This is a genomic window from Falsibacillus pallidus, from assembly GCF_050990905.1.
In the GTDB taxonomy this organism is placed as follows: domain Bacteria; phylum Bacillota; class Bacilli; order Bacillales; family DSM-25281; genus Falsibacillus; species Falsibacillus pallidus_A.
In genome coordinates this window covers 3,162,389-3,184,191 of record NZ_CP158866.1, presented here as the reverse complement: position 1 = coordinate 3,184,191, position 21,803 = coordinate 3,162,389, and the positions used below count along the sequence as shown (strand labels likewise).

The following is a 21,803-nucleotide window of genomic DNA, read 5'->3' as shown; positions in this document are numbered from 1 at the left end:
TAAGTTAAATGAGAATGATTGTCAATAACTAATTGATAATGATTTTCAAAATCATTGACGGTGTGTGATTTTTCTCCTAGACTATAAATACAGATAAGAATAGAAAGGTATTTAAAGAATAATGGGGATTCGAAAGAGTTTGATTTTAATACTTTTTGCCTTAATGATGCTCCTGTTTATCGGGGTGAGCATTATTTTAGGGTATACACATACTTCCATAAAGACAGCCATTGAGGCATTCACCTGCTTTGATGGATCAAATGAACATATCATCATTAAAACAGTACGTCTTCCGCGGGCACTGATTGCTGCTGCAGTAGGAGCATCCCTTGCGATGTCCGGTGTAATCATGCAAACGCTGACAAAGAATCCGCTTGCTTCTCCAAGTATCCTTGGAATCAATGCAGGTGCCGGTTTTGCGGTTGTGATTGCTGTGAGCTTCTTTCAGTTTTCCAATCTTCAAGCTTTTGCGTGGGTTTCCTTTTTAGGCGCCGCTGCAGCCGCATCCGGCGTTTACATCATAGGGTCGGCAGGAAGGGAAGGGCTTACGCCGATGAAGCTTACATTGGCCGGAGCCGCTCTTGCCGCCATGTTTTCGTCTTTCACCCAAGGTGTGCTCGTCCTTAATGAATCAGCACTAGAGCAGGTGCTGTTTTGGCTTGCTGGTTCTGTACAAGGGCGGAGCATGAGCATCCTTGGATCGGTTTTTCCGTATTTGCTTGTGGGATGGATCGGCGCGCTGCTGATCAGTGGGAAATTAAATGTCATTGCCATGGGTGATGATGTGGCGAAAGGTCTCGGACTTAGGATCGGACTCGTGAAGATTGCGGCTGCTTTACTGACGGTCTTCCTTGCAGGGGGAGCCGTTGCGATAGCCGGCCCCATCGGATTCATCGGGATTGTCATACCGCATATCACAAAGAAAATCATCGGAATCGATCATCGCTGGGTATTGCCGCTTTCCGGCATGCTTGGGGCCATCCTGCTTCTGGCCGCTGATATCGGTGCACGTTATATCATCATGCCTCAGGAAGTACCCGTAGGCGTCATGACTGCGCTGATCGGCGTTCCATTCTTTATTTACATTGTAAGAAGGGGGTTCGGTGCCCGATGAAAAAATACAAGAATCTGCGTTTAGGGAAGGGTGCCATTTCCTATTTAATTGAAGTAAAGTCGCTGACGAAAATAGGGATACTGGCGATCATCGCTGTCCTTTTATTTATAATCAGCACGTGTCTTGGAGACATGAATATCAGTCCATGGACGGTCCTGAAAGTGTTCTTTGGCGGCGGTGAATATTTAGACCGCCTGATTGTCATAGATTTCAGGCTTCCAAGAATCATTGTTTCCTTGATTGTTGGAATGGCGCTGGCCGCGGCTGGAGCCATTTTGCAGGGAATGATAAGGAATCCGCTGGCATCCCCGGATGTCATTGGAATATCGGGAGGTGCCAGTACAGCGGTTGTTGCATTCCTGGCGATCTTCAGTGACGCAAATAATGCATTGACGGTAAGCGTGGAGTGGCTGCCGGTTGCTGCGTTTCTAGGGTCAACGTTTGTTGCATTTTTAGTATATGTACTGGCCTGGAGAAATGGGATATCCCCGATCCGGCTTGTACTGATCGGCATCGGGATTTCTACTTTGATGCAGGCGTTCACTACACTTCTGATGATTTTAGGCCCAATCTATCAGGCAAGCCAGGCAAATATTTGGATAACAGGCACAGTGAACGGATCTACATGGAAAAATGTATGGATTGTCCTCCCATGGACCGTTGTTCTTCTCATTTTTGCCTTTGTGGCTGCAAGAAATATTTCCATCCAGGAACTTGGGGAAGATATCGCGGTGGGAGCTGGAAGCACCATTCAGAAGAATCGCCTTCTCCTTCTCATGCTCACAACCGGCCTTGTCGGAGGTGCAGTGGCATTTGCAGGAGGCATTGGTTTTGTCGGTTTGATGGCTCCTCATATGGCAAGAAGGCTGGTAGGGTCCTCTTTCGGGGTGCTGCTTGCTGCCTCTGCCTTTATCGGAGGCATTTTGGTGATGATTGCCGACTTGATCGGCCGGACACTGTTTATCCCATTGGAAGTTCCTGCTGGGGTTTTTACCGCTGCAATAGGGGCTCCATATTTCATTTACCTGCTGTTCCGTACGAAAAACGCTTGAGTCACTATATCTCTGAAAGGGAGTTTTAATAGATGGGAAACTTGATAAGGACAGACTCTTTGACGCTTGGGTATGGGAATTCCGTCATCATTGATGGACTTGACCTGACAATCCCAAAGGGTGAAATCACGGTTTTCATAGGAGGCAATGGGTGCGGCAAATCCACACTTCTTCGTTCGATTGCCAGGCTTTTGAAACCTCAATCCGGTTCGATTTTGCTGGATGGAAATTCAATCGCGAAGCTGCCGACGAAAGAAGTGGCGAAGAAAATGGCTATTTTGCCGCAATCCCCAACGGCACCGGAGGGACTTACGGTGCTGCAGCTTGTCAAGCAGGGACGCTATCCATACCAGACCTGGCTGCGGCAATGGTCTGAAGAAGATGAAGAAAAAGTCAATGCAGCATTAAAGGCAACAGGCATGGAGGAATTGAAGGATCGCCAGGTGGATGAACTTTCAGGCGGACAGCGCCAGCGTGCATGGATCGCCATGACCCTTGCCCAGGATACCGAAATCATTCTCCTTGATGAGCCTACTACTTATTTGGATATGACGCATCAGATTGAAATCCTTGATCTCCTTTTTGAGCTGAATGAAAAAGAACAGCGGACAATCATCATGGTCCTGCATGACTTGAACCTTGCGTGCCGCTATGCCCATCATATTGTGGCCATTAAAAACCAAAAGGTCTATGCAGAAGGCAAACCGGAAAGAGTCATCAATTGCAGCCTGGTCAAGGATGTTTTTGAAATGGAATGCGAAGTGACCACTGATCCGCTTTTCGGCACTCCTTTGTGCATCCCATATGGGAGAGGACGCTGTATTTTAAAAAAGGCTGAAACGGCAAATGTATGAGGGATGGTCGAATGAGGAAATTGAGGAGCTGAAAAAGTACCGCTTGATTGATACAATCCCGGCATCTTCATCATTTCGCCTTTCCGACTTTCACGCCAGCGGGTATGTGAGGGAGCGGATTGCGAAGTCAGCAGGTACAGGGCGAATCTTAGAACGGCAGGCAGCAGCCTCCATTTTAGCGAAACGTCTAGCCTTTTTGGCCGTCATTTATTTTCATAGCATGACGGCATTCAATAAAAGGCCGATCCTGGATGCGGAAAAGATATATGTAATCGAACATGAAAAAGAAGGTCTGCGGCTCCTTGACTTCTACTTTGACCAGCCGTCCATGATGCCTTATGATGAAACAATCGACCGTTCGATTTGGCTGAAGGAAGGCTGGGAGTATTTATTTCATGGATGGCTGATGCCGGTATTTGACGTTCTGAAAGAGGAAGTCCGGATATCAGAAAATATATTATGGGAAAATACAGCTGTATATCTATATTGGCTTTATGAAACAGTCTTGGAAGGGCGGCCGCAGGCATCGCAGGATTTCGAGGAATTGATTCATTCTGAAGCTTTTCAGCCTAAAGGAAAGAATGGCATCAATCCTTTCAGTAAGTTTTTCCTTCCGAAATCCTTGAACGGGGAAGGAAAGGAAGTTCGGATGAGAAAGACGTGCTGTCTTTCTTACCTATCTGATGAAAAAGGGACACGCTGCCAAACATGTCCCTTGTATTGCCATAATCGAAATCTGGAAAGGGGAGAGCGACTTGAATAAGGAGTTTAACGAACAATTTGATGCTCTGATTGAGAAGTACACGGAATTGTTGACAGGGAAGTCGGACCGCCACTTGAACGAAAAGATTGAGAAGTGGGCTTTGTATACTTATATCTCCAAGACTATGCCATCATTGGTCAAGCATTGGAATGGATTATACCCGGATGCGAAGGATTCCATGAAGGAGATCATCATGGAAATCAAGCAGCTGAATGAAGAGCATCGGAGCCAGGATAAATGAAAAACTCGCCGGGAATGGCGAGTTTTTTTGTAATGAGTTAAGAAAGCATAAAAAATCAGAGTGAATCTCTGTCCAGCTCCAGCGCCCAGCCCCTCGAGTCATAAGCCATAACTCTACGGAAATCAGGATTTCCTTCGAGTTTCGTCTTATGCTGGTCGGGGCTTTTCAGGGCGCTTGCGCTTTTCTTATAAAGCCGGGGAGTGACAGGCACCTGCAGCTAGCTTCCTGCAGCTTCCAGCAATAGATCGGCTATATGGACTGCTTTGATTTTATGGCTTAGTCCTTCTCTTTCAATGCCCAGCTTCATTTGGAGGAGGCATCCTGGATTGGCTGTTACGATGACGGCTGCTGCTGTATCATGGACTTTTTCCATTTTGTGATCCAGGATCTGCATGGACATTTCAGATTCTACTATGTTGTAAATTCCTGCCGAACCGCAGCAGCGGTCTGCCCCTTCCATTTCTTTGAATACAATCCCCTCAATCGATTGAAGGAGCATACGCGGAGCAGAAGCGGTCCCCATCACATTTCTTAAATGGCAGGAATCCTGATAAGTGACCACTTGCGCTGGAAGTTTAAACGATCTGTTCTCAGTGAATTTCAAATCGGCCAATATCTGAGAGATATCCTTCAATTTAGATTTGAATGAGACAGCTCGCGAATGCCAATCAGGTTCATCTTTCAATAAGTGATCGTAGTCAATCAGAAAGGCTCCGCATCCGCCAGCGTTGGTAATGATATAATCGGCGCTTGTCTTTTCGAATGCTTCTATATTTCTTTTTGCCATTTGTTTCGCACGGTCTTTTTCGCCGCTGTGTCCGTGTAGGGCTCCGCAGCAGGCTTGATTGTCGGGTATGACCACCTCGCAGCCTGCCAGCTGCAAAAGCTTCATGGTGGCATTATTCGTTTTAAGGAACATCGTATCCATCAGGCAGCCGGTAAAAAATGCTGCTTTTGCTTTTGGAGTCCCTTCTGCATCCAGGTGCGTTGGCCTGTTCTTCATTTCCTTCATAGAAGGGACGCGAGGCAGCACTTTTTCCATTGAAGCTAAATGGTCAGGGAACAATTTCATGAAGCCGATCTTCCTCACCGTATGCTGCAGGCCAGACCTCTGATAGAGACCGAGCAGGTTCACCGCGTGCCTCATGCGCTCCTGATGAGGGAACAGCCCTTCAAATACCATTCTTCGCGTCCATTTTACCGGCAGGGAGTGCTTCTTGTTTTGGTTAATGATATCTCTCGCTTGTTCTAGCAAATGTCCGTATTTTACCCCAGATGGACATACTGGTTCGCATGCACGGCAGCCTAAGCATAAATTCAGGGAACGCTCGACATCCTCATCAGGTTCGATCAACCCGTCGACAACCGCCTTCATCAAGGCAATGCGCCCCCTTGGAGAGTGGGATTCCTGGAACCCCGACTCGATGTAGGTTGGGCAGGATGGGAGGCAGAATCCACATCGCATACAGTTTAGAAGTTCATCTTCATCTATATTTTCCTTGAACTTTTGCTGAATGACTTCTTGTTCTTTTATTGTGGTCATCGTGAAACCACCACCCGTTTGCGTGATTCTTTGGCAAATACCTTGCCTGGATTCAGGATGTTGGAAGGATCAAGAGCAGCCTTGATCGCCTTCATGACAGCGACGCCTTCTTTGCCGAGTTTCCATTCCAAGTAAGGGGCCTTCATCATACCGACGCCGTGTTCGCCGGTGATCGTTCCTCCGAGTTCGATGGCCTTGGCAAAAATTTCGGCAAAAGCCATTTCGACTCTTTCCATTTCCTCGTGATTTCGTGCATCGGTCGGGACAGTGGGATGAAGGTTTCCGTCCCCTGCATGTCCAAATGTGCATATATTCAGCTTATACTTTTCGCCGATTTCATTGATGGCTTTGACCATATTTGAAATCTGGGATCTAGGAACAGTGGCATCTTCCAAGATTGTTGTCGGCTTCAGCCGGGCAAGTGCGGAAAGGGCAGACCTCCTTGCAGTTCGAAGGGCTTCTGCTTCTGATTCAGTTTTAGCCATTTCAACGGATACCGCATCTTCCTGGAGGCAGATATCCATCATCAACTTGATATCTCTTTCCACGAGTTCTTGGGGACCGTCCTGTTCTATAAGGAGGACCGCCTTTACATCCGTTGGCAGGCCGATCTTGGCAAAATCCTCGACTACTTTTAACGTAGGCTGGTCAAGGAACTCGAGTGTAGCGGGAATGATCTGTTTTGAGATGATGGAAGACACGCTTCTTGCGGCAGCTTCCATGTCTTGATAAAGTGCCAGCATGGTCTTTTTCGACTGTGGGATCGGAATGAGCTTCAATGTGGCTTCCGTAATGATGCTCAATGTTCCTTCAGATCCGACGAATAATCGGGTCAAATCATAGCCCGCTACATCTTTCGCCAGTTTTCCTCCTGTCCGGATGATATCCCCATTTGCCATGACAGCCTCCAACCCCAAGACGTAATCCCTTGTCACGCCGTACTTCAATCCGCGAAGGCCGCCTGAGTTTTCATTGATATTCCCGCCGATGGTTGATATTTTCATAGAACTTGGATCAGGGGGATAGAAAAGGCCTTCTTTTTCCACATGCTTAATTAAATCTTGAGTGATCACACCGGGCTGAACAGTGATCGTCAGATTTTCTTTATCCAAATCTAAAATCTTGTTCATATGCTTAAATAATAGAACGAGCCCGCCTTCGGATGGTGTCGTCCCTGCACAGAGATTCGTACCTGATCCCCTTGGGACAATAGGTATCTTGTATTCTTGGCAGAGTTTCACAACTTCTGAAACTTCCCGTGTATTCCTTGGTGCTGCGACTGCATCAGGCATGGACTGGAAACCGGGGGTGGCATCATAGGAATAAACCAGCCTTCCTGCTTTTGTGGAATCGACGTTCTCTTTGCCGACTATAGCCTGAAGTTTTTCAAAAAAAGAGTGATCCATCATTTTTTTCCTCCGTTCTAATTCCATATATTAAGTATAGGAAAAGAAGAAGGGGGAGGGTATGTGTGATCACACAAAAAATCCCCCATTAACAGGAGGATAATTAGCTATTCGTCTAAAAATGATAGAGCGAGATACAATATGACTAAGTCCTTGGGTTTTCGCGGATGCAGGGATGTGAGCTGCTCTATTTTCTTGAATCGGTAATGAAGTGTATTGATATGGACATGCGCAGCGTCAGCAGTATTGATGAAGGACATGTCATTTTCAAAAAAAAGCCGAAGAGCCAGAATCAATGCGGGCTGATCATTCAATTGACCGATTGTGCGTGAAATGAATGTTTCTTTGATGTCAGGACGTATCGACTGTGTGAGCATTTCCAAAGTCAATTGAGATTCGAAGACTACAGGCTTAAGAGTATTTGCAGCGGCGAGCGCTCGTTCCGCTTCACGATAGGAAGCCTTCATCGATGATGAATCACATGATGACCCGACGCCCATATAGAGTGGGGAGGAGAGTTCCCGCTCCAGAAAAGTTTTTAGGATTCCCAGTTCTTTTAGGACTGATTCCTCTGAGGGGAATACATCTGTGTCGGGAATAGCCACAAGGCGGTCATTGCCCCAGCGGACCAAAGTGCTGAAGGGATGCTGGTCATTCCACTTGGAAATGAGATGAGTGGGGACAGGCTGTTTTTCACCGGGGATTTTTAATAAAGCAAGCTGATGGCTGTGCTCTAAGTCAATCCCTAAAACAGATGCCCGGTTATGAAAGGATTCATCTCGATCCTTGAGTTCGATCCAATCAAATATGAATGCCTCTAATGTCCGTACTTCCAGATTCAATTCCTCTATGTAAAAGTTCTCTTGTATGATCAGTTCGGTCATTTTCTTCAATATCTCACCGAAAGGCGATACTTTTTCCGGATCCCCTGTAATCCCGATGACACCTGCTGTTTGGTCTCGAAAAAAAACAGGGAGATTGATGCCCGGTTTCACACCGATCCATCTGGAGGCGTCCCTTTCGGTGATGATGATGGATTTCTTCTCGCTGCAGGCGAATAAGGCTCCTTCATGGAACTGTCCAATCCTGCTCTTATCCGTGCCTGCAATGATGGTGCCTTCTGGGCTGACCACAATAATTTCTTCATCCAGCAGCCTTCTGACTTCCTGGACGATTTTATTGGCAAGATTTTTTGAAAGCAACGCTATTCCCCCTATTCACGTCGATCATGTTTTTACTATAGCTTATAGGGTAAAAATAAAAAAGCTTACCGGAATGATAATCCGATAAGCTGTCTGTTCTTACTGTAAATGTGTCCCATAAGGGAATTGGGAAGAGTATGTCTGATGTTTCTGGCTGGATTGCTGCAATTTTTGAAGGTCTGCCTGTTCAAGTTTGTACCAGCCTTTTTGATACATCGTATTGAACAGCTCTCTTTGTGCATTTTGCGTTTCAGTAAAGATGGCAAGAAGATCCTGATACAATGCATCATGGCTCGCTTCATTCAATGCTGTGCAATAAGATGCCGTCATATATTTTTCCATTGAGAGGACATCGTTGATCAAGTCCCTGTCGTTCATCTGCGGCGTTTGGGAAACAGGCACTGTATTTTGCATGTTTTGTTGTTGGTTTTGCATAAGATCACCTCTTACATGGATTGGTTGTTGTTTTGGACGTGTGCATTCAAATGGGCAAGAATTTGTTCATAGTGGCGCTGATGCATCTGTCCGCACTGATCGATGACGTTTTTCAGCTGCTGATCCTGGCAATGTTCTGCAGCGGAATGTGCTTTTTTCATCGCTAATAAATTCCAGGAGAGCATATCATTAATGTACATAGAGTCTTTTGAAGTAAGAACAGATGGCGGCGTCTGCATATGATTTTGCGGTTGCAGCATAATTTTTCCTCCTTGTTGTGTAATCCATCCATTATCTTGCCTAAACAGATGATGAATATGCGCAGAATCTTCGACAAAAAGAGATAAAATTCTGCTTTTTCTACGACAAAAACTATATCCAAAGTTTTGCAGAGATGATAAAATAAGAGTGTTGTTATGATGTAATTGATTATTTTAATATAATTATTTTTTTGCCATTGAAGTAAGCGTTTACACATGCATCATTTAGATTGATAGTTTAGGAGGAACCACCATGGAACAACTCATGAAAAACTTCTTTTTGTTTTTATCAAAAAATAAGTTTCTAACAAAAATGGCCAAGCGCTATGGATTGAAATTTGGTGCTGCACGTTTTGTCGCTGGGGAAGCCATCAGACAAGCTGTAGACGTAATTAAAGATCTTAATCGCAAGGGCCTTGTTGTCACAATCGATTACCTTGGTGAATTTGTGGATAACGAAAGAGAAGCAAATGAAATGGCTGATAACTGCATCGACGCCATTAAAGCAATAGGAAGAGAAAGGCTGAATTCACAGCTTTCATTAAAAATGACTTCAATGGGCATGGATATTTCGGATGAGCTTGTTCTTAACAATATGCGCCGCATTCTGGAAGCTGCAAAAGAAAACGGTGTATTTGTGACAATCGATATGGAGGACTACTCCCGCTGTCAAAAGACTATCGAGATTTTCAAACAATTAAAATCCGAATACGACAATATCGGCACTGTCATCCAGGCATATCTTTACAGAACTGAAAAAGATATGGAGGATCTGAATGCCTATTCTCCAAATCTCCGTCTTGTTAAAGGGGCCTATAAGGAATCCCCTGAAGTGGCATTCCCGCTGAAAAAAGACGTAGATGATAACTACAAAAAAATCATTAAGATGCATCTATTGAATGGGAACTATACAGCTGTTGCCACTCATGATGATTCAATGATTGAATATACGAAGCAGATTGTAAAAGAACACAACATTCCAAAAGACCAATTCGAATTCCAGATGCTTTATGGAATCAGACCTGAGCGTCAGCTTGAATTGGTTAATGAAGGATATAAAATGCGTGTGTATGTTCCATACGGTACGGACTGGTACGGCTACTTCATGAGAAGACTTGCTGAACGTCCTGCTAACGTAGCCTTCGTTCTGAAAGGCGTCATTGGCAAATAAGAAATGAAAAGGACAGCGAAAATCAATTGATTTTCGCTGTTTTTTATATTGTAGTTAAATTAAACAGTGTATTTCAGCGCGGATCTATAAAGTTATCCAGCTCCAGCGGCTAGAGGCTGGGAGGTTTCCCTCAGCGCGCTTACGATAAGTCAACATCGATTCGCATCACTCATCGTGTTTCCTTTATCTCGCAGCACTTCAGTCCAACCTCTGCACCCCTTATACTTTTTCGCTATGCGAAAAAGTACTCGAACAGCCGCTTCCGCTTTTATTTTTTAAATTGATTATTCTGGCTGTTCACTTTTCCGCCGCCGTCATATTCTGGTGTAGGACCTGCATTTCCTTTTACGCTCGCAGCACTGACAGCTGCCTTTGAAGGATTCTTTTTTTGCTTCGCCATGATCATTTCACCTCCGGGAGTAGTATGCCCGAAAACAAATCAGATGATTGATAAAAAGTTTTTTGAAAATTTTTCTTTTTTAAACTTTAAATTATTGCGAGATTTCAGAAAATCTTATATAGTAGAAGTATCATCTCAAACTTAAGTGGGATATTTTTTTGAAGATTAAATGAATGAGTATTCATTCAAAATTGCAAAAGGGGGAAAAATCCTTGTCTAAGCAAATTAAAAAAGCGGCTGTACTAGGTTCTGGAGTTATGGGATCGGGCATTGCAGCACATTTGGCAAATATCGGAATCCCAACTTTGTTGTTGGACATTGTACCTAAAGATTTGACGGATGAAGAAAAAGCAAAAGGATTGACGCTTGAATCTCCGCAGGTCCGTAATAAATTCAGCCAGGGAGCCCTTCAAAAACTATTGAAGCAAAAACCTGCGCCATTGACAGTTAAGAAAAACCTTCAATTAATTACAGCGGGCAATCTGGAAGATGACCTTCATGCCCTTTCAGAATGCGACTGGATCATTGAAGTCGTCGTTGAAAACCTGAATGTGAAAAAACAGGTCTTTGAAAAAGTGGAGCAGTACCGCAAACAAGGAAGCATCGTAAGTTCCAATACATCGGGCATCTCGGTTGAAGCAATGGCTGAAGGAAGGTCCGAGGATTTCCAAAAGAACTTCCTTGGCACCCATTTCTTCAATCCACCGCGCTATTTGAAACTGCTGGAAGTGATTCCGACAAAGCATACGGATGAGAGCGTTGTTCAGTTCATGAAAGAATTTGGTGAAGATGTACTTGGAAAAGGAGTAGTCCTAGCCAAGGATACACCAAATTTCATCGCTAACCGCATCGGTACATTCGGCCTCTTGGTAACAGTTCAGGAAATGCTGAAAGGCGGATACAGCGTAGGGGAAGTCGATTCGATTACAGGTCCACTGATCGGAAGACCAAAGAGCGCTACATTCCGTACTCTGGATGTTGTAGGACTTGATACGTTCGTTCATGTTGCCAACAACGTTTACGAGCAGGTAGAAGGAAAAGAAAAAGAAGTGTTCGAGGTTCCTGCGTTCATGAAGCAAATGCTTGAAAATGGCTGGCTTGGAAGCAAATCAGGCCAAGGATTCTTTTTGAAAAAAGGCAAAGAAATCCTTGAATTGAATCCACAGACGCTGGAATATGAAGAACGCAAAAAAATGAAGACCCCTGCCCTTGAAATGAGCAAAAATGTAAAAGGCTCAAGAAATAAATTGAAAGCGCTTGTATACGCAGAAGATAAAGCAGGAGCGCTTCTATGGGATATCATCGCACCAGTACTCTCATACTCTGCAGAATTGTATGGCACAATCGCAGATGATGTAGTATCCATAGACCGTGCGATGAAATGGGGATTCGGCTGGGAGCTTGGTCCTTTTGAGACATGGGATGCAATCGGACTTGAAAAATCCGTCCATAAAATGCTTGAGCAAGGCATCCTTGTCCCGCAATGGATAAAAGACATGCTGGAAAAAGGAAACACATCTTTCTATAAAGAAGAAGAAGGAATCAATTATTTCTATCATAACGGCGAATACTTGCCGGTTGAGGTAAATCCAAAAGCGATTGACCTGAAACTGTTAAAGAAACAAGGGAAATTGATCAAGAAAAACAGCGGTGCAAGTCTAATCGATTTAGGCGATGGAGTGGCGCTCCTTGAGTTCCATTCCCCGAACAACGCAATCGGATTGGATATCATCCAGATGATCAATTTTGCGGTGGATGAAGTCGAAAAGAACTTCAAAGGGCTCGTTATCGGAAACCAGGGCAAGAACTTCTGCGTAGGAGCAAACCTTGCCATGATCCTGATGGAAGCACAGGATGACAATGTTTTTGAAATCGACATGACGGTACGCCACTTCCAGCAAGCGATGATGAAAATCAAATACAGCACAAAACCGGTAGTCGCTGCTCCGTTTGGAATGACTCTCGGAGGAGGATCTGAAGTATGTCTTCCAACAGCGCATATCCAGGCGTCCATGGAAACGTATATGGGACTGGTTGAAGTAGGTGTTGGACTCATTCCTGGAGGCGGAGGCAACAAAGAGCTATATATCAAGCATTTGAACAGCCTGCCTAACGGAGTGGAATTCGATCTTCAGAAAGTGGCAAACAAAGTGTTTGAAACGATTGCTATGGCGAAGGTATCCACTTCAGGAGACGAAGCAAGGGAGAATAACTTCTTGAATCATGCAGATGGAGTAAGTGTAAACGGAGACCATTTGCTATACGATGCAAAGCAGGCTGTCCTTTCCCTACATGCAAGCGGATATAAGGCTCCTGTCAGAAGAAAAGTCCCGGTAGTCGGTGAAACAGGATATGCCACACTCCTGCTCGGTGCACAATCTATGCATCTTTCAGGCTTCATCTCAGAACATGACTTGAAAATAGCGAAAAAATTAGCGTATGTCATTGCCGGCGGAAAAGTTCCTTATGGCACTGAAGTAGATGAGCAGTACTTGCTTGACCTGGAAAGGGAAGCGTTCTTGAGTCTTGTGGCAGAAGGAAAGTCCCAGCAAAGGATGCAGCATATGCTTGTCAAAGGCAAGCCGCTACGCAACTAAACAGCAAAATTTCAAGGATTAGGAAAGAGGGGGAACAACATGCGTGAAGCAGTAATCGTAGCAGGAGCACGGACTCCTATCGGAAGAGCTAAAAAAGGAACCCTTGCCAATGTACGTCCGGATGATCTCGGAGCACTGGTAGTTAAAGAAACATTAAAGCGTGCTGGCAACTATGAAGGAAATATTGATGATTTGATCATGGGCTGTGCAATGCCCGAAGCGGAACAAGGGTTGAATATGGCAAGAAACATCGGAGCTTTGGCAGGTCTTCCTGCAAATGTCCCGGCCATCACAATCAACCGCTATTGCTCATCAGGCTTGCAGTCGATCGCCTATGCGTCTGAGCGCATCATGCTTGGGCACTCTGATACCGTCATCGCCGGCGGAGCAGAATCCATGAGCCTTGTCCCGATGATGGGGCACGTCGTAAGACCAAATGCAGAAATTGCCGAAAATGCACCGGAATACTATATGAGCATGGGGCACACTGCCGAGCAGGTTGCGATGAAATATGGTGTAAGCCGTGAAGACCAGGATGCCTTTGCTGTGAGAAGCCATGAGAGGGCAGCGAGAGCCATTGCAGAAGGCAGATTTGCCGATGAGATCGTCCCTGTGGATGTGGTCCTTAAATCCATCGACAGCAAAAATAAACTGCAGGAAAGAACCGTAACGTTTGCGCAGGATGAAGGGGTTCGTCCTGGGACAACAACGGATGTTCTTGGAAAACTTCGTCCTGCCTTTTCCGTCAGAGGTTCTGTAACTGCAGGGAATTCTTCGCAGACAAGCGACGGAGCTGCAGCAGTGATGGTGATGGATCGCGAAAAAGCCAACTCTCTTGGATTGGCTCCGATGTTGAAGTTCAGATCCTTTGCTGTAGCTGGAGTACAACCGGAAGTAATGGGGATCGGACCAGTCGAAGCGATACCGAAAGCGTTGAAAATTGCAGGTTTGGACCTGTCGGATATTGGTCTATTTGAATTGAATGAAGCATTTGCTTCACAATCCATCCAAGTTATTCGTCAGCTTGGCTTGAATGAAGACATCGTCAATGTGAACGGCGGAGCTATCGCTCTTGGTCATCCACTTGGCTGTACAGGAGCAAAATTGACACTCTCGCTCGCACATGAGATGAAGCGCCGCCAAACACAATTCGGCATCGTCACGATGTGCATCGGCGGAGGAATGGGAGCAGCAGGAGTATTTGAATTGATTTCTTAATCAGAAAGCATATATCCATAAAAATTGTCAGGAGGAAATAAAAATGTCAAATCAAACTGAGAAATTGGTTAAAGGCGGAAGTTTTTTAATTGAAGAAGTTTCCTACGAGCAGGTTTTCACTCCGGAAGACTACTCTGATGAACAAAAAATGATTGCCAAAACAACAGAAGACTACGTACTGAATGAAGTAATGCCAGAAGTGGAGCATTTGGAAAACCACGAATTTGACCGTTCCGTAAAATTGCTGAAGCAAGCTGGAGACCTTGGTCTTCTTGGTGCAGATGTTCCGGAAGAATACGGCGGACTTGGCCTTGATAAAGTAAGCTCAGCATTGATTGCTGAAAAAATGTCTCGTGCAGGCGGATTCTCTATCTCTCATGGCGCACATGTAGGAATCGGTTCCCTTCCGATCGTTTTATTCGGAAATGAAGAGCAGAAACAAAAATATCTTCCAGCTTTGGCTACAGGTGAAAAGCTTGCTGCCTACGCTTTGACAGAGCCAGGTTCCGGTTCAGATGCCCTTGGTGCGAAAACAACGGCGAAATTAAATGAAGCAGGCACACACTATATCTTAAATGGTGAAAAGCAATGGATCACAAACTCCGCTTTTGCTGACGTGTTTGTCGTATACGCGAAAATCAACGGAGATCAGTTCTCTGCATTCATCGTGGAAAAAGAGTTCCCTGGCGTATCGACAGGTCCGGAAGAAAAGAAAATGGGGATCAAGAGTTCATCCACTCGTACATTGATTCTTGAAGATGCAGAAGTTCCTGCGGAAAACCTTCTTGGTCAAGCAGGAAAAGGACATATCATTGCATTCAATATCTTGAATATCGGACGCTATAAATTAGGTGTGGGAGCAGTTGGGGCAAGCAAACGTGCGTTGGAAGTTACTGTCCAATATACAAATCAACGCCAGCAGTTCAAGACGCCGATCTCTTCTTTCAACTTGACGAAAGAAAAGCTTTCCACTATGGCTTCCAAACTTTACGCAGCTGAAAGCTCCGTTTACCGTACAGTTGGCCTTTTCGAAGACCGTATGAGCAGATTGTCTGATGAAGAAGTGAAAAACGGGGCAGAAGTGGCAAAATCGATTGCAGAATATGCAATTGAATGTTCCTTGAACAAATTCTTTGCAACAGAAGTTCTCGACTATATCGTTGATGAAGGCGTACAGCTTCACGGCGGATACGGATTCATGCAAGAATATGAGATTGAGAGAATGTACCGCGACTCCCGCATCAACCGCATCTTCGAAGGTACAAACGAAATCAACAGACTATTGGTTCCTGGCACATACCTTCGTAAAGCGATGAAGGGCGAACTTCCGCTTCTTCAAAAAGCACAGGCACTTCAAGAAGAGCTTATGATGCTTATGCCGGAAGAAGTGGGCGATGAGCCATTGGCGCAAGAAAAATATCTTGTGAAAAACGCTAAGAAAATCGGCTTGATGATGGCGGGCCTTGCTGCTCAAAAATACGGCCCAGCATTAGAAAAGGAACAAGAAGTCCTTGTGAACATTGCGGACATCGTCTCCAACGCATATGCAATGGAATCCGTTGTCCTTCGTACAGAGAAGGCACTCGAAAAATCAGGCGAAGAAAAAGCGAAGCAAAAATTGCTTTATACACAAATCTTCTGCCAAGAAGCATTCAACGAAATCGAACAGCATGCAAAAGAAACGTTGGTGGCAGTGGAGCACGGAGATTCCTTGCGCATGATGCTTTCTGCACTGCGTAAATTCACTCGTCATACACCAATCAATGTAATCGCGAAGAAACGTGAAGCTTCTGAGAAATTGATCGACGCTGAACGCTACACAGTATAATAAGATTTGAATTTAAAGCCCAGGCTAAAATTAAGCCTGGGTTTTAAATTTATTGACACTGTTAAAAATTTTATTTATTATATGTTTAAACTCTTAAACATTTAAACATAAAAACCACGAGGTGATAGATCATGAAGAACGAAACAGTTTTGATCACAGGTGCATCTAACGGCATCGGGCAGGATTTGGCGGAAATTTTTTCGGAAAAAGGCTATACTGTTGTAATGGTAGCGAGAAGCGGCAAGAAAATGGAATCCATTGCTGCAGAATTAAAGAGTAAATATAAAAACGACGTAATGGTGCTAGAAAAAGATTTATCTCTTTCTGATGCACCGCAGGAATTATATAACGACCTGAGACACAAAGGCGTTTCTGTTGATATTCTGGTCAATAATGCAGGTTTCGGTTTGTTCGGTGAATTTTCTGAAACAGACCTAAATAAGGAACTCAATATGATCCAGTTGAATATTTCTGCGCTTACTGCCATGACAAAGGTATTTTCAGAAGATATGATAAAAAGAAAGAATGGGAAGATCTTGAACGTGGCTTCAACCGCTGCTTTTCAGGCAGGCCCGCTAATGGCAGTCTATTATGCAACAAAAGCTTATGTACTCTCCTTCTCAGAGGCACTCGAAAACGAACTGAAAGGTACTGGCGTCCATGTTTCCACACTGTGCCCAGGTCCAACTCATACAGGATTCAGCGAAAAAGCCGAATTGGAACAGTCCAAACTTTTCAGCAGTGGTGCGATGAATTCAAAAAGAGTAGCCCAAATAGGCTTTGACGGCTTAATGAAGGGGAAATCCGTCATCATCCCGGGAGCAAAAAATAGATTTTTGGCCACTGCCATTCGATTCCTTCCGAGAAAGGCTGTTACGGCAACAGTAAGGAATATGCAGGAACGCAAATAAGTAAGAGGGGAAAATTTATTATGGCAAATGAAGCAATCAATACTTTCAGGGCATGCATCCCGTTGTTCCAATCATTGAGCGACCCTCACAGACAGGATATCATCATGCTGCTTGCCGAGAAAGAGCCTCTGACAGTCAATGAAATCACAGAGCACCTTTCATTATCCCGTCCGGCCATTTCTCACCATTTAAAAATCATGAGAGATCAAAAACTGGTCACCATCGAACAAAAAGGAACCCAGCGCTACTACTCCTTAGCGCTGGAAGACGCAGTCCAGCTCCTGAAGCAGCTGATCAAAACCGTTGAGGAAGATTGTATTTTTTAATGAAAAATTCTGTATAGAAAAGAAGGAAGCGGACATTTCCTGTCGAATTTAAGTACTTTGTGGAGATTTCTAACGCTCCTTCATTGTTTATTGTCATTAAATTTGGTAAACATATGATAGGGTGGTGATAAATGATGGCATTGGCATTTTATTGGTATCCTAAATGTGGGACATGCCGCAAAGCAAAAAAATGGCTGGAAGAAAACAATGTAGATTTCAATGAAATTCACATTGTGGACAACCCTCCTGCAAAGGAACAACTTAAAGAAATGTATCAAAACAGCGGATTGGAACTGAAAAAGTTTTTCAACACAAGCGGACAAAAATATCGTGAGCTTGGATTGAAGGACAAAATCGGCACAGCGTCAGAAGATGAGCTCTTGGAATTGCTCGCATCAGAGGGCATGCTGATCAAGCGTCCGCTTGCATACGACGGGAAGAAAACCACAGTCGGATTCAAAGAAGAAGAATACGAAAAAAACTGGGCTTAAAATCATCTTGTTTTGTTGCAATATGATTATTGATTATGCGAATATTAAATGGAGAAAAGCTATGGAGGGATACATATGAGCACACCGAAAGAATTGAAGTATTCTGAAGAACATGAATGGGTAAAATCAGAGGATGGGAAAGTCCGCGTAGGAATTACTCATTTTGCACAATCCGAGCTTGGAGACATCGTTTTCGTTGAACTTCCAGAAGTAGGCGATGAAGTGAAAGCGGACGAACCGTTTGGAAGCGTAGAATCTGTTAAAACAGTATCTGAGCTTTATGCGCCAGTAAGCGGTAAAGTCGTTGCTGTCAACGAAGAACTTAGCGACAGCCCGGAATTTGTCAATGAATCCCCATACGAAAAAGCCTGGATGATCGTAGTGGAGCCTTCTGATGAAAGCGAACTTGATCAGTTAATGACTGCTGAACAATACGATGAAATGATTAACGAAGCATAAGAATATTGACTAAAAACTGATCTTGAAAGGGATCAGTTTTTTTGTTTTTATTTCATCATTTCGGGCAACCTAAACCTATCTATTTGAAGGAAGAAGGTTAAAACACATGACATTGAACCCGAAAAAAGCAGAAGTGACTGACAGAGTCGTCGGTCGTTTAAATGAAAGCGGCATTGAATTATTCCTTGATGGAAAATCCATCGGCAGGATGAAGCTGCCAGAAGGTACAGATATCGAATTTGCCATGGAACCGAACTATGAATCATCAGGCAGAAAAATCTACCAAAACTACTCAGCGCCAGACCAAAAAGAAGCCCGCTACACCGATTGCGACGAAGGCGGATGGTGCTGATTCATAACTTATGACAGAAGCTGACTCGAATGATTGTTTCTAACAATCTTCTGGGTCTGCTTTTTTATCTTTCTTTGGGACGGGGATCATTGTGATTGAGAAGGAATCTGCGACACTCCGGCGGAAAAACGGGCTGGCAAGACCCCACAGCGAAGCGAGGAGGCTTGCGAGTTCGTCCGCGGAAAGGGAGTGGATTCCCTCTCAATCTTTTCCCAAGCAATCTTTTAAGCAGGATACAATTTCTTTGACAAACACTCCGCCTGCAAGGGAAAATAGAAGAAAGAAAAGACCTAAGAACACGCTGATTTCATAGAAATGTGGTGATGGTTATGGAAAAGGTCATAATTGTTGAAGGGAAATCGGACAAGCGCAAAATCCAGCCCATCCTCAAAGAAGAGGTAGAAATCATTTGTACAAACGGTACAATAAGCCTCTCAAAACTAGACGAGCTAATTGACGAATTGCTTGGGAAAGACGTTTACATCCTGGTAGATGCAGATGACTCAGGCGACAAACTAAGAAAACAATTTAAAAGAGAACTTCCTGAAGCGGAGCACCTCTATATCGACAGGATGTACAGAGAGGTGGCGGCAGCCCCAGAATATCACCTGGCAACAGTATTATTAGGTGCCAATCTGGATGTCAGGACCGACTTTTTAGAGAAAAGGATGAATTAAGAGATCATGGAACAATGGGGAAAAGAAGATATTAAAGCAAAACTGAGTGGCGGAGATTCATTTTTTCTCTATTTTTATACTCCTTTATGCGGAACCTGCCAAGTTGCAGGAAGGATGCTTGAAGTAACCGAAGCGATGATGCCGGAGCAAGCGTTTGGCAAGGCGGACCTAAATTACATGCCGGAATTGGCAGAAACGTTTGCAATTGAAAGCGTCCCTTGCTTGATTGCAGTCCAACAAGGCGTCGAAAAGGAAAAAATGTATGCTTTTCAATCCGTCCCACATGTCTATCAATTTATGCAAAAATGGAAATGACTCTTCAGCAGATGAAGGGTTATTTTTTTGTCGAAAAAAATTGCTTCGAGAGCGGCACTAAACATATTTACAAACTTTTTCCACCCGATTATGATTACTTAGGGTATCGAAATAAATTTCGGGGGATAACAACATGGGATGGTTGAACAAATGGAATGCAAGCTGGATGAGTTTCAATAAAAATATACGTATGGCTATATTAGCTAATATTTTTGGCCAAGTCGGATTGGGTATCTTTATGGTCATTTATAATTTTTATATAAGGGAATTGGGCTTCGCGGATAATATGAACGGAAAAATCATTTCCATGACATCATTGGCGACAGCTATCATTTTGATTCCTGCGGGTATTTTAAGTGATCGAATCGGAAGGAAGAAAATCATTCTTTGGGGAAGTTTTGCAGCAGGGATTCTGTTGATTTTCAGAAGCACTGCAACTAGCGAGTTTTGGTTGACTATGACAGCCTTTTTTGGTGGAGCAGCTATGGCCTTTATTCAAGTATCAACGATTCCACTGCTCTCAGAAAACTCAACCCCTTCAAAGAGAATCCAGCTTTTCTCCATGCATTTTGCCCTCACTACAGCGGCGAATGTCATTGGGAGCATCGCAGGTGGAATCATGACGGATGGTCTTGGGAATTTTCTCACTGAACTGACAAGCATTAGAATAACGTTGATAGCAGGAAGCGTGATCTTTTTAGCAGGCGTACTTCCAATCTTTAAAATTACAGAACATAAGACTCAGCCATTAATCAAGGCTGAAAACAGGCAGGTGAAGGGCACATCCATTTCACCGCTTATTAAAAATTTAAAGGTCATCATTCTTTTTGCTTTTGCACAGTTATTAATCGGTGTGGGGGCTGGATTGGTCATACCGTATCTGAATCTCTATTTTTCAGACCGCTTCCATGCTTCCAATTCTTCTATAGGAATCATCATTTCCCTTGGTCAGGCAGCTACCGCTCTCGCCATGTTCATTGGACCGCTTGTCGTCAAAAAAGTGGGAGAAGTAAAAGCAGTGGTGATCCTGCAAATGGCGTCGCTCCCGTTCCTGCTTTTAACAGCGTATACACACTCTTTAGGGCTGGCAGCAGCGGGATTCCTTTTCCGTCAAGCTTTAATGAATGCCGGGAATCCTATTCAAATGTCATTGATGATGGGGAAAGTGGAAGATTCAGCAAAAGGGCTCGCCAATTCCATCAATCAGATGGTTTTTAACTTGGGATGGGCGTTAATGGGGCCCGTATCCATGGGCTTTGTAAGTCAACACGGTTCTTATTGGGGTTATGCATATGTATTTACCATCACGGCAGGATTATATCTAATCGGCTCCACTTACTTTTATTTAATGTTCAGAACAAAAAAGCCGAAAAAAACGATGACATTAGCTGCAAGATAACGACATATTTCTCAGGAAATAGAGGGATTTTTGAGAAGCCATTGTTAATTCGTGTCTTCATTTGATGGCAGGCAATGGAATTTGTCGGAGGAAATATAAAGGGATAATAAGGAAAAGAATGGAATTGGTATGTATGACTAATTGGACAAAGGGGCCGGTATGCATGCAAACCTATTTCGAGGAAATATCCGCTAATTTTAAAAAGAGGAACCACATTCATTCTTTAATGCCGAAGGAAGGGATAAGGGCAGTCTTTCAGCTTGAAGGTCATGAGGCGTGGCTACTTGATATAGGGAAGGACTCCCTTTCTTTTAGGGAAACGGCAGAGGAAGATGGAGCGATTAAGATCTCATTGTGCCAGCGTGCATTCTGTCAACTGCTGAGCGGTGAAATGATGCTGATGAAACTATTGAAAAGAGATGGATGGATCGTAGAGGGCTCTTTCCGGAGTATTCTCTTATTAGAGTCAATCCTATGGCTGTGCCGGCCATATGAAACAACTGCAGAGCAAGCTCATGACACCAGCGAGAAGCTTTACAAGATTGGTTAAAAATATTTTGTGAAATTAATTCATTGACACTTACCTTGGTGCGTGATAGAATCACAAACATGAATTAAATCAGATAATTTTAAATTGAATAGTCGATTAGCTCTTATCAAGAGAGGTGGAGGGACGTGCCCTATGAAACCCGGCAACCGTCAGCAAATGCTGAAATTGGTGCCAATTCACTCAAAGCGCTTGCTTTGGCAGATGAGAGAAAGGATATTATCATATAAATGCCTTTCTGC

General features: G+C 44.0%; 24 protein-coding genes and 1 riboswitch. Of the genes, 18 read left to right on the top strand and 6 right to left on the bottom strand.

All coding sequences use genetic code 11. The features are described 5' to 3' along the window. Positions 1 to 121: 121 nt before the first annotated feature. The 5 genes from ABTV07_RS16770 to ABTV07_RS16750 are packed head-to-tail and all read left to right on the top strand — an operon-like array spanning position 122 to position 4,024. Positions 122 to 1,114: a FecCD family ABC transporter permease gene (locus tag ABTV07_RS16770; protein WP_433744280.1), complete on the top strand. Its 993-nt coding sequence runs from the start codon at positions 122 to 124 to the stop codon at positions 1,112 to 1,114. After that, positions 1,111 to 2,166, top strand: a complete 1,056-nt coding sequence (locus tag ABTV07_RS16765) for a FecCD family ABC transporter permease (RefSeq protein ID WP_433744277.1) — start codon at positions 1,111 to 1,113, stop codon at positions 2,164 to 2,166. The genes ABTV07_RS16770 and ABTV07_RS16765 overlap by 4 nt, the downstream gene beginning before the upstream one ends. Before the next feature lie 32 nt (positions 2,167 to 2,198). Next, positions 2,199 to 3,020, top strand: a complete 822-nt coding sequence (locus ABTV07_RS16760; protein ID WP_433744275.1) for an ABC transporter ATP-binding protein — start codon at positions 2,199 to 2,201, stop codon at positions 3,018 to 3,020. Beyond that, positions 3,013 to 3,783 carry an IucA/IucC family C-terminal-domain containing protein gene (locus ABTV07_RS16755; RefSeq protein WP_433744272.1) on the top strand — a complete coding sequence of 257 codons (771 nt, stop codon included), beginning with the start codon at positions 3,013 to 3,015 and terminating at the stop codon, positions 3,781 to 3,783. The genes ABTV07_RS16760 and ABTV07_RS16755 overlap by 8 nt, the downstream gene beginning before the upstream one ends. After that, complete coding sequence (locus ABTV07_RS16750) at positions 3,776 to 4,024, top strand: YusU family protein (RefSeq protein WP_433744269.1); 249 nt, start codon at positions 3,776 to 3,778, stop codon at positions 4,022 to 4,024. Before ABTV07_RS16755 ends, ABTV07_RS16750 begins: the two co-directional genes overlap by 8 nt. Positions 4,025 to 4,241: 217 nt before the next feature. Here the strand turns inward: ABTV07_RS16750 and ABTV07_RS16745 are convergent, their stop codons facing one another. The 5 genes from ABTV07_RS16745 to ABTV07_RS16725 form a co-directional block, all read right to left on the bottom strand. After that, positions 4,242 to 5,567 (bottom strand): (Fe-S)-binding protein, encoded by a 1,326-nt coding sequence (locus tag ABTV07_RS16745; RefSeq protein ID WP_433744267.1) that lies wholly within the window; start codon positions 5,565 to 5,567, stop codon positions 4,242 to 4,244. After that, positions 5,564 to 6,976: a glycolate oxidase subunit GlcD gene (glcD, locus tag ABTV07_RS16740; protein WP_433744264.1), complete on the bottom strand. Its 1,413-nt coding sequence runs from the start codon at positions 6,974 to 6,976 to the stop codon at positions 5,564 to 5,566. Before glcD ends, ABTV07_RS16745 begins: the two co-directional genes overlap by 4 nt. 104 nt (positions 6,977 to 7,080) lie before the next feature. Continuing rightward, positions 7,081 to 8,175: a CdaR family transcriptional regulator gene (locus tag ABTV07_RS16735; RefSeq protein ID WP_433744263.1), complete on the bottom strand. Its 1,095-nt coding sequence runs from the start codon at positions 8,173 to 8,175 to the stop codon at positions 7,081 to 7,083. 99 nt (positions 8,176 to 8,274) lie between these two features. Next, complete coding sequence (locus ABTV07_RS16730) at positions 8,275 to 8,610, bottom strand: spore coat protein (RefSeq protein ID WP_433744261.1); 336 nt, start codon at positions 8,608 to 8,610, stop codon at positions 8,275 to 8,277. An 11-nt stretch (positions 8,611 to 8,621) separates the two neighbouring features. Then, positions 8,622 to 8,870: a hypothetical protein gene (locus ABTV07_RS16725; RefSeq protein ID WP_433744259.1), complete on the bottom strand. Its 249-nt coding sequence runs from the start codon at positions 8,868 to 8,870 to the stop codon at positions 8,622 to 8,624. Positions 8,871 to 9,123: 253 nt separating this feature from the next. Between ABTV07_RS16725 and ABTV07_RS16720 the strand changes: the two genes are divergently transcribed. Continuing rightward, positions 9,124 to 10,041: a proline dehydrogenase family protein gene (locus ABTV07_RS16720; RefSeq protein ID WP_433744256.1), complete on the top strand. Its 918-nt coding sequence runs from the start codon at positions 9,124 to 9,126 to the stop codon at positions 10,039 to 10,041. Positions 10,042 to 10,309: 268 nt separating this feature from the next. Here the strand turns inward: ABTV07_RS16720 and ABTV07_RS16715 are convergent, their stop codons facing one another. Then, positions 10,310 to 10,441, bottom strand: coding sequence for a YuzL family protein (locus ABTV07_RS16715; RefSeq protein ID WP_114746085.1), 132 nt, complete (start codon positions 10,439 to 10,441; stop codon positions 10,310 to 10,312). 212 nt (positions 10,442 to 10,653) lie between these two features. Here ABTV07_RS16715 and ABTV07_RS16710 point away from each other — a divergent pair, with 212 nt between their 5' ends. From ABTV07_RS16710 to ABTV07_RS16655, 12 genes are all read left to right on the top strand, one after another. Further along, positions 10,654 to 13,038 (top strand): 3-hydroxyacyl-CoA dehydrogenase NAD-binding domain-containing protein, encoded by a 2,385-nt coding sequence (locus ABTV07_RS16710; protein WP_433744253.1) that lies wholly within the window; start codon positions 10,654 to 10,656, stop codon positions 13,036 to 13,038. 39 nt (positions 13,039 to 13,077) lie between these two features. Next, positions 13,078 to 14,256, top strand: a complete 1,179-nt coding sequence (locus tag ABTV07_RS16705) for an acetyl-CoA C-acetyltransferase (protein WP_433744250.1) — start codon at positions 13,078 to 13,080, stop codon at positions 14,254 to 14,256. A gap of 43 nt (positions 14,257 to 14,299) precedes the next feature. Beyond that, entirely contained in the window at positions 14,300 to 16,084 is a 1,785-nt protein-coding gene (locus ABTV07_RS16700; RefSeq protein ID WP_433744248.1) for an acyl-CoA dehydrogenase family protein, read from the top strand. Positions 16,085 to 16,215: 131 nt separating this feature from the next. Then, on the top strand, positions 16,216 to 16,995 hold the full coding sequence (locus tag ABTV07_RS16695) for an SDR family NAD(P)-dependent oxidoreductase (RefSeq protein ID WP_433744245.1): 780 nt from the start codon (positions 16,216 to 16,218) through the stop codon (positions 16,993 to 16,995). A 20-nt stretch (positions 16,996 to 17,015) separates the two neighbouring features. After that, on the top strand, positions 17,016 to 17,321 hold the full coding sequence (locus ABTV07_RS16690; RefSeq protein WP_433744243.1) for an ArsR/SmtB family transcription factor: 306 nt from the start codon (positions 17,016 to 17,018) through the stop codon (positions 17,319 to 17,321). Between the two features lie 134 nt (positions 17,322 to 17,455). Beyond that, complete coding sequence (locus tag ABTV07_RS16685; protein ID WP_433751325.1) at positions 17,456 to 17,812, top strand: arsenate reductase family protein; 357 nt, start codon at positions 17,456 to 17,458, stop codon at positions 17,810 to 17,812. Positions 17,813 to 17,887: 75 nt separating this feature from the next. Then, a complete protein-coding gene (gene gcvH, locus ABTV07_RS16680) occupies positions 17,888 to 18,271 on the top strand; it encodes a glycine cleavage system protein GcvH (protein ID WP_114746091.1) in 384 nt (127 codons plus the stop codon). Between the two features lie 106 nt (positions 18,272 to 18,377). Then, positions 18,378 to 18,623, top strand: a complete 246-nt coding sequence (locus ABTV07_RS16675; RefSeq protein ID WP_433744240.1) for a YusG family protein — start codon at positions 18,378 to 18,380, stop codon at positions 18,621 to 18,623. Positions 18,624 to 18,952: 329 nt separating this feature from the next. Continuing rightward, positions 18,953 to 19,300, top strand: coding sequence for a toprim domain-containing protein (locus tag ABTV07_RS16670; protein ID WP_433744237.1), 348 nt, complete (start codon positions 18,953 to 18,955; stop codon positions 19,298 to 19,300). 6 nt (positions 19,301 to 19,306) lie between these two features. Beyond that, a complete protein-coding gene (locus ABTV07_RS16665; RefSeq protein ID WP_433744235.1) occupies positions 19,307 to 19,615 on the top strand; it encodes a thioredoxin family protein in 309 nt (102 codons plus the stop codon). Positions 19,616 to 19,748: 133 nt separating this feature from the next. Then, on the top strand, positions 19,749 to 21,014 hold the full coding sequence (locus tag ABTV07_RS16660; RefSeq protein WP_433744232.1) for an MFS transporter: 1,266 nt from the start codon (positions 19,749 to 19,751) through the stop codon (positions 21,012 to 21,014). Positions 21,015 to 21,147: 133 nt separating this feature from the next. Next, positions 21,148 to 21,564, top strand: a complete 417-nt coding sequence (locus ABTV07_RS16655; RefSeq protein ID WP_433744230.1) for a hypothetical protein — start codon at positions 21,148 to 21,150, stop codon at positions 21,562 to 21,564. A 100-nt stretch (positions 21,565 to 21,664) separates the two neighbouring features. Continuing rightward, positions 21,665 to 21,772, top strand: a riboswitch (SAM riboswitch). Positions 21,773 to 21,803: the final 31 nt, after the last annotated feature.